The 15,646-nt window shown below is 72.0% G+C and carries 12 protein-coding genes, 1 pseudogene and 1 riboswitch; of the genes and pseudogenes, 8 read left to right on the top strand and 5 right to left on the bottom strand.

From position 1 onward, the window contains the following. Positions 1-95: 95 nt before the first annotated feature. Together AB1046_RS17865 and AB1046_RS17860 are read left to right on the top strand one after the other, a co-directional pair. Positions 96-1,445 (top strand): 3-oxoacyl-ACP reductase, encoded by a 1,350-nt coding sequence (locus AB1046_RS17865; protein ID WP_369370640.1) that lies wholly within the window; start codon positions 96-98, stop codon positions 1,443-1,445. Beyond that, entirely contained in the window at positions 1,442-2,452 is a 1,011-nt protein-coding gene (locus tag AB1046_RS17860; RefSeq protein WP_369370639.1) for a MaoC/PaaZ C-terminal domain-containing protein, read from the top strand. The genes AB1046_RS17865 and AB1046_RS17860 overlap by 4 nt, the downstream gene beginning before the upstream one ends. A 155-nt stretch (positions 2,453-2,607) precedes the next feature. On the opposite strand, the gene AB1046_RS17855 is transcribed toward AB1046_RS17860, so the two are convergent. Further along, positions 2,608-3,459 (bottom strand): hypothetical protein, encoded by an 852-nt coding sequence (locus tag AB1046_RS17855; RefSeq protein ID WP_369370638.1) that lies wholly within the window; start codon positions 3,457-3,459, stop codon positions 2,608-2,610. Positions 3,460-3,522: 63 nt separating this feature from the next. On the opposite strand from AB1046_RS17855, the gene AB1046_RS17850 reads away from it, so the two are divergent. Both AB1046_RS17850 and AB1046_RS17845 read left to right on the top strand, forming a co-directional pair. Further along, the gene (locus AB1046_RS17850; protein ID WP_369370637.1) at positions 3,523-4,515 is read left to right on the top strand and encodes a helix-turn-helix domain-containing protein; all 993 of its coding nucleotides are present in this window, start codon (positions 3,523-3,525) and stop codon (positions 4,513-4,515) included. 27 nt (positions 4,516-4,542) lie between these two features. Next, the gene (locus tag AB1046_RS17845; RefSeq protein ID WP_369370636.1) at positions 4,543-5,439 is read left to right on the top strand and encodes an LLM class flavin-dependent oxidoreductase; all 897 of its coding nucleotides are present in this window, start codon (positions 4,543-4,545) and stop codon (positions 5,437-5,439) included. Between the two features lie 79 nt (positions 5,440-5,518). Here the strand turns inward: AB1046_RS17845 and AB1046_RS17840 are convergent, their stop codons facing one another. Next, on the bottom strand, positions 5,519-6,289 hold the full coding sequence (locus AB1046_RS17840) for a hypothetical protein (RefSeq protein ID WP_369370635.1): 771 nt from the start codon (positions 6,287-6,289) through the stop codon (positions 5,519-5,521). A gap of 231 nt (positions 6,290-6,520) precedes the next feature. Between AB1046_RS17840 and AB1046_RS17835 the strand changes: the two genes are divergently transcribed. Further along, complete coding sequence (locus AB1046_RS17835; RefSeq protein WP_369370634.1) at positions 6,521-8,023, top strand: amidase; 1,503 nt, start codon at positions 6,521-6,523, stop codon at positions 8,021-8,023. A 49-nt stretch (positions 8,024-8,072) separates the two neighbouring features. Here AB1046_RS17835 and AB1046_RS17830 read toward each other — a convergent pair. Together AB1046_RS17830 and AB1046_RS17825 are read right to left on the bottom strand one after the other, a co-directional pair. Beyond that, positions 8,073-9,492, bottom strand: a pseudogene (locus AB1046_RS17830) (aminotransferase class V-fold PLP-dependent enzyme). A 28-nt stretch (positions 9,493-9,520) separates the two neighbouring features. Continuing rightward, a riboswitch (SAM riboswitch) is annotated at positions 9,521-9,635 on the bottom strand. Positions 9,636-9,680: 45 nt separating this feature from the next. Then, on the bottom strand, positions 9,681-10,217 hold the full coding sequence (locus tag AB1046_RS17825) for a hydrolase (protein ID WP_369370633.1): 537 nt from the start codon (positions 10,215-10,217) through the stop codon (positions 9,681-9,683). Positions 10,218-10,416: 199 nt separating this feature from the next. Between AB1046_RS17825 and AB1046_RS17820 the strand changes: the two genes are divergently transcribed. Continuing rightward, positions 10,417-10,866, top strand: coding sequence for a rhodanese-like domain-containing protein (locus tag AB1046_RS17820; protein WP_369370632.1), 450 nt, complete (start codon positions 10,417-10,419; stop codon positions 10,864-10,866). Further along, positions 10,863-12,131 (top strand): O-succinylhomoserine sulfhydrylase, encoded by a 1,269-nt coding sequence (locus tag AB1046_RS17815; protein ID WP_369370631.1) that lies wholly within the window; start codon positions 10,863-10,865, stop codon positions 12,129-12,131. The genes AB1046_RS17820 and AB1046_RS17815 overlap by 4 nt, the downstream gene beginning before the upstream one ends. Before the next feature lie 112 nt (positions 12,132-12,243). Here the strand turns inward: AB1046_RS17815 and AB1046_RS17810 are convergent, their stop codons facing one another. After that, entirely contained in the window at positions 12,244-14,733 is a 2,490-nt protein-coding gene (locus AB1046_RS17810; protein WP_369370630.1) for a glycoside hydrolase family 3 N-terminal domain-containing protein, read from the bottom strand. A gap of 151 nt (positions 14,734-14,884) precedes the next feature. Here AB1046_RS17810 and AB1046_RS17805 point away from each other — a divergent pair, with 151 nt between their 5' ends. Continuing rightward, the gene (locus AB1046_RS17805) at positions 14,885-15,640 is read left to right on the top strand and encodes an MBL fold metallo-hydrolase (protein ID WP_369375758.1); all 756 of its coding nucleotides are present in this window, start codon (positions 14,885-14,887) and stop codon (positions 15,638-15,640) included. The last annotated feature ends 6 nt before the right edge of the window (positions 15,641-15,646 follow it).

The raw sequence follows: 15,646 nt of genomic DNA, 5'->3' as shown, positions 1-15,646 counted from the left end.
AGGAACGAGGCACTCGCCCGAAGTGAAGCACCGGGCTCAGGCGGCAGAAGATATTGCCTGAGCCTGAACCTCGCTGAAGAACTGGAAGGAATTTCGTGGCTGACAAGTACACCAAGTTCGTGAACGGCGGACTCGGTAAGAGCCTCTCGAAGCAGCTCGGCCTCCCCCGCCCGGCAATCCTGCGCCGGTACCAGCCCGACGCCCCGCTGACCGTCGGCCCGGTGCTCGTGCTGTCCGACGACGCCTCGGCCGCCGACGCCGACACGATCACCAAGGCGCTCGCGTCCTGGGACGTCGACGCACGCCGCTCGACCGAGGGCGCCGACGAGGTCCGCTGGGGCGGTGTAGTGCTCGTCGGCACGTCCGCGGAGTCCCCCGAGGCCGTCTCGGCGGCGGTCCTCAGCCTGGGCGGCACGCTGCGCAAGCTCGCCGGCAACGGCCGCGTCGTCGTCGTGTCCCGGGCGCCCGAGGCGGGCGACTCCCCGACGCTTGCCGCGACCCGGGCCGGGTTCGAGGGCTTTACGCGCTCGGTCGGCAAGGAGCTGCGGGGCGGCGCGACGGCGAACGGCGTGCAGCTGACCGGCGGTGCCGCCGTCGACTCGGCCTCCGCACTCGGCACGCTCCGGTTCTTCCTGTCCGCCAAGTCGGCATACGTCGACGGCCAGGTGCTGCCGGTCGGCCCGTCGGACGCACAGGCCGACGTCGACTGGGACCAGCCGCTGGCGGGCAAGGTGGCGGTGGTCACCGGTTCCGCTCGCGGCATCGGCGCGGCGATCGCCCGCACCCTCGCGCGCGACGGCGCCAAGGTGGTGGTCGTGGACGTGCCCGCCGCGGGTGAGTCGCTGGCCGCCGTCGCCAATGAGATCAAGGGCACCGCCCTGCAGCTCGACGTGACCGCCGACGACGCGGGCACCAAGATCCTGGCGGCCGCCAAGCACCTGGGCGGGCTCGACATCCTGGTGCACAACGCGGGCATCCTGCGCGACAAGCTGCTCGCCAACATGAAGCCCGCCCTATGGGACTCCGTCATCGCGGTGAACCTCGCCGCGCAGCTGCGCATCAACGAGCAGCTGCTCGCCGCCGGAGTGGAGGGGCTGCGCATCGTGTCGCTCGCCTCGACGTCGGGCATCGCGGGCAACAAGGGGCAGACCAACTACGCGTACTCGAAGTCCGGCGTGATCGGCCACACGGCCGCCACCGCGCCGCTCGTGGCGGCGCTGGGCGGCACCGCGAACGCGGTGGCACCGGGCTTCATCGAGACCGAGATGACCCGGTCGATCCCGTTCGCCACGCGCGAGGTGGCCCGCCGGGTCATCCCGTCGCTCCAGCAGGGTGGCCTGCCGCTCGACGTGGCCGAGGCGATCGCGTTCCTTTCGTCGCCGGTGGCGAGCGGCGTGAACGGTCAGGTGCTGCGCGTGTGCGGGCAGTCGATGGTGGGCAAGTGACAGTGGCGGGAAGTGCCGACGAGGTGACGAACGCGCCCGAGGTGGGCGCTCCGGCGTCGTACAGCGAAACCAGCCTGCCCGAGCTGCCGAAGCTGGGCGGGCTGTTCGCCAAGGGGGTGGCCGGGGGTGTGAGCAAGCGCCCGAAGGGTGCAGTCCGCCTGCCCGAGGTGTCCTACCGCGTCGCGCATGTGGACACCGCGGGCGAGGCGGCGCACCTGGCGGCATACCTGCGCCTGCTGGGGGAGCCGGCCTCCGACGTGCTGCCGGCCGGTTTCCTGCACGTGCTGGCGTTCCCGCTGGCCACGGCCCTGATGGTGCGCGGCGACTTCCCGCTGCCGCTGCTCGGGATGGTGCACCTGAAGAACGCGGCACGGGTGCTCCGCCCGGTGCGGCTGGGCGACACGGTCGAGGTGCGGGCCTGGTCGCAGGACGCCCGCCCGCACCGCCGCGGTGTCCAGGTGGACCTGGTGGCGGAGGTGCTGGTGGACGGCGACCTCGCCTACCGCGCCGTCTCGACGTACCTGGCCAAGGGCTTCACGGCCCCGGACGCCGCGCCCTCGTCCGACGGCGCGACCCCCGCCGACGCCGCGACCCCGGCCGACGAGTCCCCACGCGAGGAGTGGACGCCGCCTCTGCCGACCGCACGCTGGAAGCTCGGCGCCGGGACCGGGCGGGCCTACGGCGCAGTGTCGGGCGACCTGAACCCGATCCACACGTCGAGCCTGGGCGCCAAGGCATTCGGCTTCCCGCGCGCGATCGCGCACGGCATGTACTCCGCGGCGCGGGCGCTGGCCGAGGTCGGGCCGGCACGACGCGGCGCGGCCTACGAGTGGACCGTCGAATTCTTCAAGCCGGTCCTGCTCCCAGGCACGGTAGACGTATCGATCCGCTACACGTCCGACGCGGCCACAGACGAGGGCGCGACCCACGAGCCGGGCTTCGTGTACGACGGCTGGCGGTCGGGCAAGAACACCCGCCACTTCACAGGCACCGTCACCCCCCTCTGACGCGCGCGTCACCAAAGCGGAGCAGCAGCGCAGGACGAAGGCGAAGGAAGGCGCGGTCGGCCGTAAAGCCGTAGCGGAGCGCCCCCTGGGGCGCGTGAGCGAGGCCGGCCGCGCCTTCCTTCGCCTTCGTCCTGCGCCGCTGCGGCCCCCGCCCCCTACTTCACCGCAACGCGCGGCAGCAGCACCCTCTCCCAGAGGATCGCGCGCTTCGGCCGGAAGAAGCCCGAGTGCCCGATGTGGGTCAGACCGTAGTCGGCGGCCCGCATCTCGACGAGCTCGGCGTCGGCATTCGGGAACTCCCGGATCCAGTACTTGATCGATTCCGGGGAGATCAGCTCGTCGTCCGCGGTCCAGAGGGCGGTGACCGGTGTCTGCACCTTCGCGAACCGGTCCCGCAGCTCGGGAAACTCGCTGAACAGGTAGTCCCGGTGCAGGCACCAGCGGCTCCACTGGCGCATCACGCCGCCAGGCAGGTCGTCCAGGATCCCGAGTCGGCGGCCCGGGTAATAGCCCGCCAGCGCCGTCGCCGCCGGTGCGATCGCTCGCCACAACAGCGGCGACCAGGTCTTGATCAGTGGCGAGGCCTTGCCGTGCCAGCCCGTCCCCGAGGCCACCATGACGCAGCGGTCCACACCGATGTCGGACAGGAAGCCCAGGCTCTGGCCGCCGAACGAATGACCGACCCAGGTGAGCGGGACACCTGCGGCGTCGGCCCGGGCGCGGGCGTGGATCGCAGCCACCTCGGCGTCGTGGTACCAGCTCAGGGCGGTCGCCGTGGAGTCCCGCATGGGGCCGTAGAGCGCAGGTTCCGAGCCGCGGTACGAGAACGTGAGCACCGCGAAACCGCGGTCCGCGAGCCAGGCCGCGGTGTACCGGTAGAACCGCATCGGGATGGCCATGGCGGGCGCGATCGCCACGACGCCGACCGGGTCGCCGTCGGGCAGGTACCAGCGGCCGGCGACCGACTCGCCGTCTGCACCGGGAAAGCTCACGTCCTTGGTGGTCACGAGCCGGAGGTTACCAATCCCGTATCCTCACCACGGCGCTACGAACTTCATCCGGAGGTTGCCATGCTCGGCGACGTGCTCGGCCTGACCAAGTCACAGTCGCTCGCATACCGCGAGCTCGTCGCGTCCCCGTCCCTGGACGCCGCGGAGCTGGGACGCAGGCTCGGCTGCGAGCCGGGGGACGCGCTGGACGTGCTCCGCACCCTGGAGAGCCACGGCCTCGCGGCCCGGCAGAGCGGCGACGACTCACGCTTCCAGGCCGCTCCCCCCGAGATCGCGCTGGGCGCGCTGCTCGCCAGCCGCAAGGACGAGATCCGTGCGGCGCAGGAGGAGCTGATCGAGCTCGAGGGGGAGTTCCGGCGCTCGTCCGCGCTGCGGCCGGCGACCGACGTCGTCGACGTGGTGCGCGGGGCCGACGCCGTCAAGCAGCGCATCATGCAGCTCCAGCTCGGCGCGCGCGAGACCGTCGAGTCGTTCACCAAGCCGCCCGTCTTTGTGATGTCCGCGGAGGACAACACCGCCGAGGACCAGGCGGTGGCGCGCGGCGTGCGGTACCGGGTGGTGATCGACCGCGTGTTCCTCGACACCGGAGTGCTCCGCGTGGACGACGTCGCGGCCGCGGTCGAGAACGGCGAGGACGTACGGTTCTCCGAGCGCGTCCCGATCAAGCTGTACATCTTCGACCACCGGCTGGCGTTCGTGCCGATCCAGACGGTGGTCGACGCCGAGTCCGACCTGGCGCCGGACCTGGTGGGCGCGCTGATCATCCACCCGTCGGGCCTGCTGGACGCCCTCATCGCCCTGTTCGAGGGTGTGTGGCGCGACGCCATCCCGTTCCCGCAGCCGGGCGAGCAGTCGGACGACTCCGGCCTCGATCCCCAGGACTCCAGGATCCTCGGGCTCATGCTGGTCGGCCTGACGGACCAGTCGGTGGCGAACCAGCTCGGCCTCTCCCTGCGGACGGTGCAGCGGCGCGTCAAGGTGCTGATGGACATCGCCGGGGTCTCGACCCGCATCCAGCTTGGTTGGCACGCCGCGCGTAAGGGCTGGATCTGACGGCTCGCTCCGTGACAGCGTGGGGCCATGACGACACTGGCGTACATCATCCGTCCCTCGAACCCGCCGGCTCGCATCATCCCGCTCGCCCGCGCGGTCGAGGCCGCGGGGATCGAGGAGATCTGGCTCTGGGAGGACTGCTTCCAGTCGGGCGGGATCTCCGCCGCGAGCGCGATTCTCGGCGCCACCGACCACGTCCGGGTCGGGATCGGCGTGATGCCCACGCCCCTGCGGAACGTGGCGCTCACCGCGATGGAGGTAGCGACGGCCGACGGCATGTTCCCGGGCCGGCTCATTCCCGGGATCGGGCACGGCGTCCAGTCGTGGATGGCGCAGGTGGGAGCCAAGGCCGCGTCACCCCTGACGCTCATGCGGGAGTACTCGACGGCGCTGCGCGCGCTGCTGGCCGGTGAGCGGGTCACTACCTCGGGCCGGTACGTGTCGCTGGACGACGTCGCGCTGGACTGGCCGCCTGCACGGCCCGTGCGAGTGCCGGTCGCCGCGACGGGGCCGAAGTCGCTGCGCCTGGCGGGTGAGGTGGGCGACGGTGTGGTGCTGGAGGACTCCGTGGGCCTGGCGAGGCTGCCGGCCGCACTGGAGCGGATCGCCGAGGGGCGCGCCGCGGCCGACCAGGACGCCGCGGAGGAGTTCACCGTGGTCCAGTTCGTGTACGGCGGGACGGGGCCGGACGCGGCCGCCCGCCTGCGCGCGGAGACCAGCAAGACCGGCCGGGAGGTGACCGAGGACGCGCAGCTTGCGGACTATGCGGTGTGGGGTGACGCCCAGGCGCTGGCCGACGGCGTGCGCCGGTTCGGCGCGGCCGGCGCGGACACCGTGGCGATCCAGCCGACGGCGGACGACCCGGACCTGGAGCGCCTGGCCGACGTGGTGGGCGAGGCGCGGGAGCTGCTGAGCGAGGCCTGACGACAGCCGAACGCCGGGGCCGCGCCGTCTCTTGGACGGTGCGGCCCCGGCGTCGTCGTACTACCGGCCGGTCAGGCGATCAGAAGTCGCGCGGCGGCGGGGCGAACGAGGTGGTCCCGCCCGTGCCCGGCTCGGGGCCGGGGTTGACGTGGGGCTCCGCTGCGGGGGTTGCGGCAGCGCCGCCGCCGTCCGACAGGTTGTTCAGGAAAGCCTCGACGCGCGAGCGCATGGGGCCGATCAGCGCACCGCCGACACCGACGATCAGAATTCCGGCCAGGGTGGCCAGGAATGCCACCAGGACGGGCATTGTCACGGTGGTGCCGATGCCGATCTGGTTCACGGCGGCGATAACACCCAGCGCGAGAATGAAGAACGAGACGGCCTTCGCAACGAAGGGGCCGTAGGAAACGCGGCCCAGGGTGTTGAGAAGAAGGTCCTTCACGGCATTCGCGATGGCGCCTGCGATCACGACGATGACGATTGCGACGACCAGGCTCGGGAGCCACGCAACGATGTCGTTGACGATCGCACTCACCGGGTTGGTGGGCCCGAATGCGCTCAGCGCGAGCTGGAGCGTGATCAGCAGGATGAAGTAGTAGATGATCTTCGTGAGCAGCTCGATCGGCTCGATGCCCGACCCGGCCAGCAGCCGGTTCGCTCCCGCGCGCTCGAGCACCTTGTTGAAGCCGATACGCCTCAGGATCATCCCGACGAACCGGGCTATCGCCTTGGCGATGAAGTACCCGATGAGGAGAACGATCAGGAACACGAGGAGCTGTGGGATGAAGCTCGCTATCGCGCCCAGAGCGTTCGTGAGCGGTTCCAGCCAGTTGACGGCTTGCACAGTCATACCTGTATTGAGGAATGGCAAGGTTCTCTCCCCCTTCGAGATTTTTGCGGCACCTCCGCCACGCCACCGTTGACGCGGCGTAAAGGTGCCAGCACTCCATGAACATATGCCGCACAAGCGCATTCTGCGCGTCGTGGGTTTATCTCCGGGGCGCGTTGTTAGGTAGATCGAGAACATCGACGCAGGTCAGGCCACCCCGCCCACGTACCGAAGAGCGTTTAGCCTGGCCGGATGGATGCCCTGCATGAACGGACCGCCGTCGAGCTCCGCGATCTCCTCGCTGCCGGCGAGCTCACGCCCAGCGAGGTCACCGAGTATTTCCTCGACCGGGTGGAGCGGCTGGGTCCCGACGTCGGCGCCTTCGCCACCGTCACCCCGGACCTCGCGCGCGAGCGCGCCGCGGCACTCCAGAAAGCCGGTGTCGACGGTCCGCACCGCAGCGGGCCGCCGCCGTCAGGCAGCCTGTGGGGCCTGCCCACCGGGGACAAGGACCTGTGGAACCGCGCCGGGGTACCGACGGGCTTCGGGTCGCGTGCGTTCGCGGGGCTGCCGCCGGCGCAGGAGAGCGACGAGATGGTCAAGGTGCTCGACGCCGCCGGCGTTGTGAGCCTCGGCAAGACGGCCGCGCCAGAGCTGGGTTTCCCCGCCTACACCGAACCCGTCGGCCTCCCGCCGGCGCGTACGCCGTGGGACCTGACCCGCGGCGCGGGCGGGTCGAGCGGCGGGGCGGCCGCGGCGGTGGCGGCGGGGCTGCTGCCGTTCGCGCCCGGGTCCGACGGCGGCGGCTCGATCCGCATTCCGGCGGCCGCCTGCGGCGTCGTCGGACTGAAGCCGACGCGCGGGCTGCTGCCCGCGGGCAGCGGCGTCGACTCGCTGGGTGGACTGGTCGTGAACGGTCCGATCGCGCGCACCGTGGCCGATACCGCCCTCCTGCTGGAGGCGATGCTCCCGCGCGACGCCGAGGGCGGCGTCGCGCACCCGTACACGCTGCGGGCGCCGTCGTATGCGGCGGGGACGTACCTGGCGGCGGCGCAGCGCGCCGCGCTGCCCGCGGGTGGCGCGGCCGGGGGCGGTGTGGCCCGCATCGGCGTGACCACCTCGTCGGCGTGGGACGGGTTCTACGACATCGTGGTGTCGCCAGAGGCCAGGGCCGGGCTGGACGCGGGTGTGCGCGCCCTGTCGGGCCTCGGGCACGAGGTCACCGAGCTGGTCCTGGACGAGGCTCCCGAGTACGCACCGGCCTTCCGGACCCTGTGGATGGGCGGCGCGTCGGCGGTGCCGATCGACGACCCCGAGATCCTCGGGAAGCTGGAACCACTCACGCAGTGGCTGATCCGGTCGGGTCGAGAGGTCCCGGCCCGACAGCTCGGCGAGGCGGTACGCATCCTCACGGCCTACGAGCGGTCGCTGATCGCACAGCTCAGCCCGTACGACGCCGTCGTCACGCCCGCGCTCGCGCTCACCCCCCGGCCCATCGGGTGGTACGACGCCGAGGATCCGGAGCGGAACTTCGAGCAGCAGTGCCAGTACACGCCGTTCACGTCGTGGCTCAACGTCGCCGGGCTGCCCGCCATCACGGTGCCGACGCACTGGACCGCGCCCACTGCCGAGGCGCCCGCCGGGCTGCCGATGGGGGTGCAGATCATCGGCCGGCCGGGCGGCGAGCCCACCCTGCTGGCGCTGGCGGCTCAGCTGGAGGCGGCCCTGCCGCGGCCGCACGCGTTCCCCCTGTGACGTGCCGGACGTGCGGGCCACCGACGGTGACCTGCACGTCTGGTATGTGCTACGCCTCGTCCGGAAGGCAGCCGAAGTCCTCGTCGAAGCCCAGGGCGGCAGTCGCCAGCAGACCCTCCAGGCCGGAGCCCTCGGGCACGGGGCGCGGGTCGTCGGTCACTACCCACAGGCCGTCGACGACGTCGTACCCGGCCTGCGGTCCGTCCGTCACCAGGCGCCCGACGGCGGCGACCAGGCGCTCCACCTCTTCCCCCGCGGTGCCGACGCCGACCGAGGCGCGCACCGCTCCGGCGTCGAACCCGAGGCGGCCCAGCAGCGGGTGCGCGCAAAAGCGGCCGTCCCGCACGCCGATGCCGTGCTCCGCGGAGAGGTACGCGGCCACCAGGCCCGGGTCATCAGCCGGCGACGGTGAAGGTCACGACGCCCACGGGGTCGACGGCGTCCGCCCACACCCGCACGACCTCGACCCGGTCGATCGCCTCCAGCCCGGAGACGAGCCGACGGCGCAGCGCGTTCTCGTGGGCCGCGACATCGGCCGGGTCGAGTGCCGCCAGCTCTTCGCACGCGGCCGCGAGCGCCACCGCACCGATCACGTTGGGCGAGCCGGCCTCGTGCCGGGCGGGGCCCTCGTGCCAGTCGGTGCCGGAGACCCGCACGCGCCGCACGGCGCCGCCGCCGGCGAGGTAGGGCGTGCCGGTGTCGAGCCAGTCGCGGCGGCCCACCAGGACGCCCGCGCCGAAGGGGGCGTACGTCTTGTGCCCGGAGAAGGCGAGGTAGTCGACGCCGGTCGACTCCAGCGAGATGCGTCGGTGCGGCACGAGCTGGGCGCCGTCGAGCACAACTCGCACACCGAACTCGTGGGCCACGGCGACGATCTTGTCGATGGGTAGCGACTCCCCGGTCACGTTGGAGGCGCCAGTGAGGGCGAGGAGCGCGAACGGTCGGTGTGCGGCGGCGTCGGCCAGCTCCTCGCGGATCTGGGCGATCGTCTCGGCGACGGTGGCGCCGCCGGTCAGCACCGTGGCCTCGGTGGTGCGCTGCCAGGGCAGCAGGTTGGCGTGGTGCTCGACGTCGAGGACGAGCACGCGGCCGGGCTCGCCGTCGGGCTGCGCGGGGACACATCCGGCGAGCAGGTTCAGGGAGTCGGTGGTGTTGCGGGTGACGATCGTCAGGTCGTCCTCGCGGGCGCCGACAAACGCGCCGATGGTGCGGCGGGCGGTCTCGTAGAGCGCCGTGCTCACCTGGGAGAGGTATCCCGCGCCGCGGTGCACGCTGGCGTACAGGGGGAGCACCTGGGTGACCCGGTCCGCGACGGCCTGCAGCGCCGGGGCCGAAGCCGCGACGTCGAGATTGGCATACGTGACGCGTGTGCCGTCCACGAGCGGGACGAGCGTGCCGCCGCCGACCACGGAGCGCAGCGGAGCGGCGTCGTCCACCGTGAGATCACGGGCAAGGGTGGGTGCAGACATGTAGTCCTCCACAGTCCTGGGGGAGGTTCCCCCGCGCTTGCCGCGCGCGGGCTGCGCGCGGCCAGGTCGTCACCCGGGGCACCCCACCGCGGAGGGAGGGTTGCCGGCCAGCGAGCCGGGGCTTCGCGCTGACACTCATGACCTGCCGTTATCCTCTGCTGCGGGTAAAAGCTCTGTCAACGGACGTCTCAGATGCTGGTCCCACCATCTGGTCGCCGCTGCGCGGCCGCGAGGCCCGCGATCCGGACTGCACCGATCACTGACGCGTACCGCTCGCGGGCCGCGAAGTCCGCCCGGGTCCACACCGCCGGCCGGCCGAGCTCGGCGCAGAGGTGCAGCAGCCGGTCGTCGCCCAGGTAGACGGCGACGTGTGCGCCGTATGCGGCCGCGCCGTGGTTGAGGCTGCGGTTGAACAGGACGAGGTCCCACGGCTCCAGATCGCCGAGCCGCGGATGGGCCAGGGAGGTGTCGCCCCAGAGCTCGCTCGACCGGTGCGGCGGAACCTGCCGCCCTGCCAGGCCCAGCACGGAGTATGCGTAGAGCTGGCAGTTGGCGCCCAGCTCCGGGCCTCCGCTCGGGCCCGGATCCGCCGCCGCGGCCCGCGGATCCACAGCCTGTGGATGACGGGCACCGTCGTAGGGCGCGTCCCAGACCCACGCCGGTAGACCGGGCACACGCTCCGGCCAGCGCTTCAGTGCGTCGAGCAGATCGGTCGTCGTCGTCACAGTGCTGCAAATCCTATGACTCCAATAGGGATCGCCTGTCGAGACACTGTTCCACCCACCGGACACCTGTCGTAGGGTTGGCAACGACCATCCCGAGCGGCCGAGTGACGTGGCACGACGACGCCGCAGCAACCCAGCGTTCCCGCTACAGCGAGAACGGACACGGGTGCTACCGCCACGACCGATGGAGGAGAGTTACATGAGCGATCCCGCGCACCCCGAAGCCCACCCTGCCGAGGGCTACGCCGGCGACATCACGCCCCAGCAGGCCTGGGACCTGCTCGCCGCCGACCCGGGCGCCACCCTCGTGGACGTCCGCACGCAGGGCGAGTGGCGCACGATCGGCATCCCCGACACGACGTCGCTGGAGAAGCAGCCCCTGTTCGCCGAGTGGGTACAGGCCGGCGGCCGCCCCAACCCCGGGTTCCTCGAGGAGCTCAAGGCGGCCGGGATCGGCGACGGCCCCATCGTGTTCCTCTGCCGCTCCGGTCAGCGTTCGATCGGTGCGGCGCGGCTCGCCACGTCAGCGGGCATCGCGCCGTCGTACAACGTGCTGGAGGGCTTTGAGGGCGCCCCCGGGGCCGACGGCGTCCGCGACCAGCAGGGCTGGAAGGTTGCCGGCCTGCCCTGGACGGACGGCGCCGCGTGACCGTCACCGGCGCGTTTCCCCCCGGCGCGAGCCCGGGCGGGTCCGGCCGCAAGCCGCTCCCCCGCGGCGTCCGCCCGGCGACCCTCGCCGTGCGCGGCGGCCACCAGCGCACCGAGTTCCAGGAGACGAGCGAGGCACTGTTCCTCACCCAGGGCTACGTCTACGACGCGGCGGCCGACGCCGAGGCGGCGTTCGCGGGCGACCTGGACCGGTTCGTCTACTCCCGCTACGGCAACCCGACGGTGCACACGTTCGAGGAGCGCCTGCGCCTGCTGGAGGGCGCGGAGGCCTGCTACGCGACCGCCTCGGGCATGTCCGCGGTATTCACGTCCCTGGCCGCGCTCGTGCAGTCGGGGTCGCGGATCGTGGCGGCCCGGGCACTGTTCGGCTCCACCGTGGTGATCTTCGAGGAGATCTTCAAGAAGTGGGGCGTGCAGACCGACTACGTGGACGGGCACGTGCTGTCCCAGTGGGAAGAGGCCCTGGCGACCCCGGCGGACGTGGTGTTCTTCGAGACGCCGTCGAACCCCATGCAGGACATCGTGGACGTGCGCGCCGTCGTCGACCTGGCGCACGCCGCCGGAGCGACCGTGGTGCTCGACAACGTGTTCGCCACCCCGCTGCTGCAGAAGCCGCTGGAGCTGGGGGCGGACGTAGTTGTCTACTCCGCGACCAAGCACATCGACGGGCAGGGGCGGGTGCTGGGCGGGGCCATCCTCGGCCCCACCGAGTACGTGACCGGGCCCGTACAGACGTTCATCCGCAACACCGGGCCGTCGCTGTCGCCGTTCAACGCGTGGACCCTGCTCAAGGGGCTGGAGACGCTCCCGGTCCGCGTCGCGGCGCAGGGTGCTGGCGCGCTCGCCGTCGCGAACGCCCTGGAGGCGCACCCCGGGGTGGGCGCGGTGCGGTACCCGTTCCTCGACTCGCACCCGCAGGCCGACCTGGCGCGGTCCCAGATGAGCGGTGGCGGCACGGTCGTGACGTTCGACCTCGCGGTCCCCGAAGGGTCGGACGCCGAGGCCGCGAAGAAGCACACGTTCGGATTCCTCGACGCCCTGCAGGTTATCGACATCTCGAACAACCTCGGCGACGCGAAGTCCCTGGTCACGCACCCCGCGACGACCACCCACCGCAAGCTCGGCGCCGAGGGCCGAGCCGCGGTAGGCATCGCAGAGACGACGGTCCGCCTCTCGGTCGGACTGGAAGACCCCCTGGACCTGATCGAGGACGTAGAACAGGCCCTAGCGGTACTGCCGGGTTAGCTCCAATGGCCGACCCTGGCTCGTCTCCTTTGAGTCCTAAGTTTCTTCGCTTTGAGCCGGCTCAAAGCGAAGAAACTTAGGACTCAAAGGGGAGAGTCACCCGGAGGCGGGCTCAGCGGCCGCCCGCCGCGTTCAGGAGGCGGGCCGCCTCGGTGTTGCGGCCCTCCAAGAGGGCTACGTCCGCGTTTGCGATCGCCTTCGACGCCGCCGGCGGGACGCCGGTCGCCGGGTCCAGCACCGCGGTCTGCAACGCCAGCCGGTCCCTGTCGAGCGCCGACGTGCGGCCGCCCGTCGACAGGCCCCAGCCGAACGGGAACAGCGGGTCGTAGTCCCGGTCGCCGACGTTCACCACCGGGTCGTCCGCGGACCGCGGCCACGAGACCGGCAGCTTGCCCGTGAACCTTCGCTCGCCGAACAGCACGTCAGCCACGCCGGCGCCCTCGGTGCCCGGGAGCCACGACGCGACGAGCGCGTCGATCGACCCGAGCTGTTCGGTGAGCACCTGCGGCCGCCCGGACACGACCAGGACCACACACGTCCTGATCTGGGCGCAGACCCGCTCCACAACCTCGGCGTCGCCGGGCTGCAGCGACATCGACTTCTCCTCGCGGAACACCCCGCCGTCGGCCGGGTCCCAGGCCCATTCGGGCCCGCCGACGTCGCCGAACCCCTCCGTGTACGGCGTCTCGCCCACGACGACGATGCCGACGTCGGCACCGGCCGTCGGCGCGGAGGCGTCCTCGCTGAACGTCACGTCGTCAGCCACCGCCTCGATGCCCTCAAGGATCGTGGTGCCCTCCGTGACCTCGCCCGAGAAGCCCTGCCAGGTACCGGTCCAGCCACCGGCCTGGTTGCCCAGGTCGTCGGCGTTGCGGCCCGCGACGTACACGCTCGCGTCGTCGTCCAGCGGCAGTGCGCGGCGCGAGTTCTTGAGCAGCACCTGCGACTCGGCGACGGCCTGGCGGGCGATCGCCCGGTGCTGGGCCGAGCCGATGTCGTCGGCGTGCGAGCGGTCCGCGAAGGGCTCCTCGAACAGCCCCAGCTCGAACTTCGCGGTGAGGATCCGGGACACGGCGTCGTCGATGCGCTCCTGCGTGATCGCGCCGTCCTCGACCGCCGCGACCAGTCGGGTGTGGAACCGCTCGAACTGCGACGGCTCCATGAACATGTCGACGCCCGCGTTCACGCTGGTGACGATCTGCCCGGTGGTGGGCGAGTCGGACGCGAGCGGCGGGATCTGGTGGATGCCCTGCCAGTCGCTGATGACAAAGCCGTCGAACCCGTGGTCCTCCTTGAGCCACCCGTTGATCAGCTCGTCGTGGGCGTGCATCTTGACGGGGTTGCCGAGGCCGTCGTCGGTCCAGTCCACGCTGGAGAAGCTCGGCATCACCGAGCCGACGCCGACCGCGAGCGCCCCCACGTAGGGCGCCAGGTCGGTCCGTGCGAAGTGGGACCGGCTCTGCTGGGTGATGCCCTGGTCGAGGGTGTAGTCGCCCTCGCCGGTGCCGAAGGCGGTGTCGCCGTCGCCCGCGAAGTGCTTGGCCGTCGCGAGGACGGACCGGCTGCTGTCCAGGTCCGTGCCCTGGAACCCGACGATGGCGGCGGCGCCGAGCACCCCCGCGAGTGCCGGGTGCTCGCCGAAGGACTCGTAGGTGCGGCCCCAGCGGTCGTCACGGGCCACGCACACGCAGGGCGCGAACGTCCACGGGATGCCGGTCGCGCGGGTCTCGGTGGCGACCATGCGCTCCGCCCTCGCCACCAGCAGCGGGTTGCGCGTGGCACCGAGCCCGATGTTGTGCGGCAGGATCGTGGCGCCCGTCAGGTTGCCGTGCCCGTGCACGGCGTCGACGCCGTAGAGCAGCGGGATCTGCAACCGGGTCGCGAGCGCCCGCGTCTGGAAGCCGTCGATCGTGTCGGCCCAGCCCTCCGGCGTGTTCTCGGCGGGCGGGGAGCCGCCGCCACTCAGGACCGACCCGAGGCCCAGCTCGGTGATGACCGCCGGGTCGCCGGTGACGTTCGCCCGCTCCGCCTGGGCCATCTGCCCGGCCTTCTCCTCGAGCGTCATGCGGCCCACGAGGTCGGCTACCCGCCTCTTGGTGGACAGGCGCTCGTTGAGGTAGGGCAGGCCGTGCGCCTGTACGACCACGGCGGCGTTGCCGCCCGAGACCTCGGCGTCCCCCGACTCCAGGATCACCGGGACGGTCTCCGCGGTCTCGCCGGCGCGGGACTCCCGGGTCCGGATCGCCAGGGTGCGTTCGCTGCCCGACGACGCGCCCGCCGCGAACTCGACTGTGCCGGATCCGGCGACGTAGTCCGCGTCGGCGGTGGCCGTGCCGGAGCCCGTGCTCCAGCGGACGCTGACGGGTTCGGTGAGCGCGGTGTCGTCGGCGACCTGGAGCGTGATGGTGACGGTCGCCGTGTCGCCGTCCTCCACGAAGACGACCGGGCTGGCGGTGACCGCTATCTCCGCGCCGTCGGCGGCGGGAGCCGGGGTGGCAGGGACGGGCGCGAGCAGGAGGGTGGTGGAGAGCCCTGCCGTGGCAAGGACTACGGAGACTCTGCGGGAGCGGGGGTGCTGGGCCGCACTGGGGCTGGCGGACATCGAAGGGGTTCCTCTCGTCTTTGGGAGGTGCTTGACCGATCACACACCGGAGTTGGCCCGTGCACAAGACCTGTTGCCCGCTGGATAGGGTGTTCCGGTGGATCTCATTCCCCCCTTCGCGAGGGTTCTGCGCGCCGACAATCCCGGCCCGATGACGCTCGACGGGACCCGGTCGTACGTGCTGCGCGCGCCCGGCTCGCCGGGCTGCGTGGTGGTGGATCCGGGGCCGGAGCTGGAGCCGCACCTGGTCGCGCTGGCCGACGCCGGCCCGGTCGACCTGGTGCTGGTGACCCACCGGCACGCGGACCACACCGGAGGGCTGGCCCGCTTCCGGGAGCTGACGGGGGCGCCGTCGCGGGGCGCGTCGCCGGAGTTCTGCGTGGGCGGCGAGCCACTGGGCGACGGCGAGGTTCTCGACGTCGCGGGGGTGCGGATCAAGGTGCTGGCCACGCCGGGGCACACCGCGGACTCGGTGTGCTTGGTGGTGTCGGTTCCCGGTGGTCCGGCGTCGGGCAGCGTGGTGCTCACCGGCGACACCGTGCTGGGCCAGGGGACCACCGTGCTGGCCGAGCCGGACGGCTCGCTGCGGGACTACCTGGCCTCGCTGGACCGGCTGGGCGCGCTCGACCTGCCGGCCCCCGTGCCGGGGCTACCGGGGCACGGACCTGTCATCCCCGACCTGGGTGCGGCGGTGCGCGCCTACCGCGACCACCGGCTGGAGCGGCTGGACCAGGTGCGTTTGGCTCTCGCGACGCTCGGGGCAAAGCTGTCCGACGCCGATGCGCCGCTCCCAGACCCGCTCCTGGACGCGGTGACCGGCGCGGTGTACTCCGACGTCGACCCGTCGGTACTGATCGCGGCCCGCTCGTCGGTCCGCGCGCAACTGGAGTACCTCCGCGGGCGGTAGGCATCT

Source organism: Promicromonospora sp. Populi, assembly GCF_041081105.1.
Taxonomy (GTDB): domain Bacteria; phylum Actinomycetota; class Actinomycetes; order Actinomycetales; family Cellulomonadaceae; genus Promicromonospora.
Note: the sequence above shows the minus strand (reverse complement) of the source record. Positions and strands in the feature narration are given on the sequence as shown.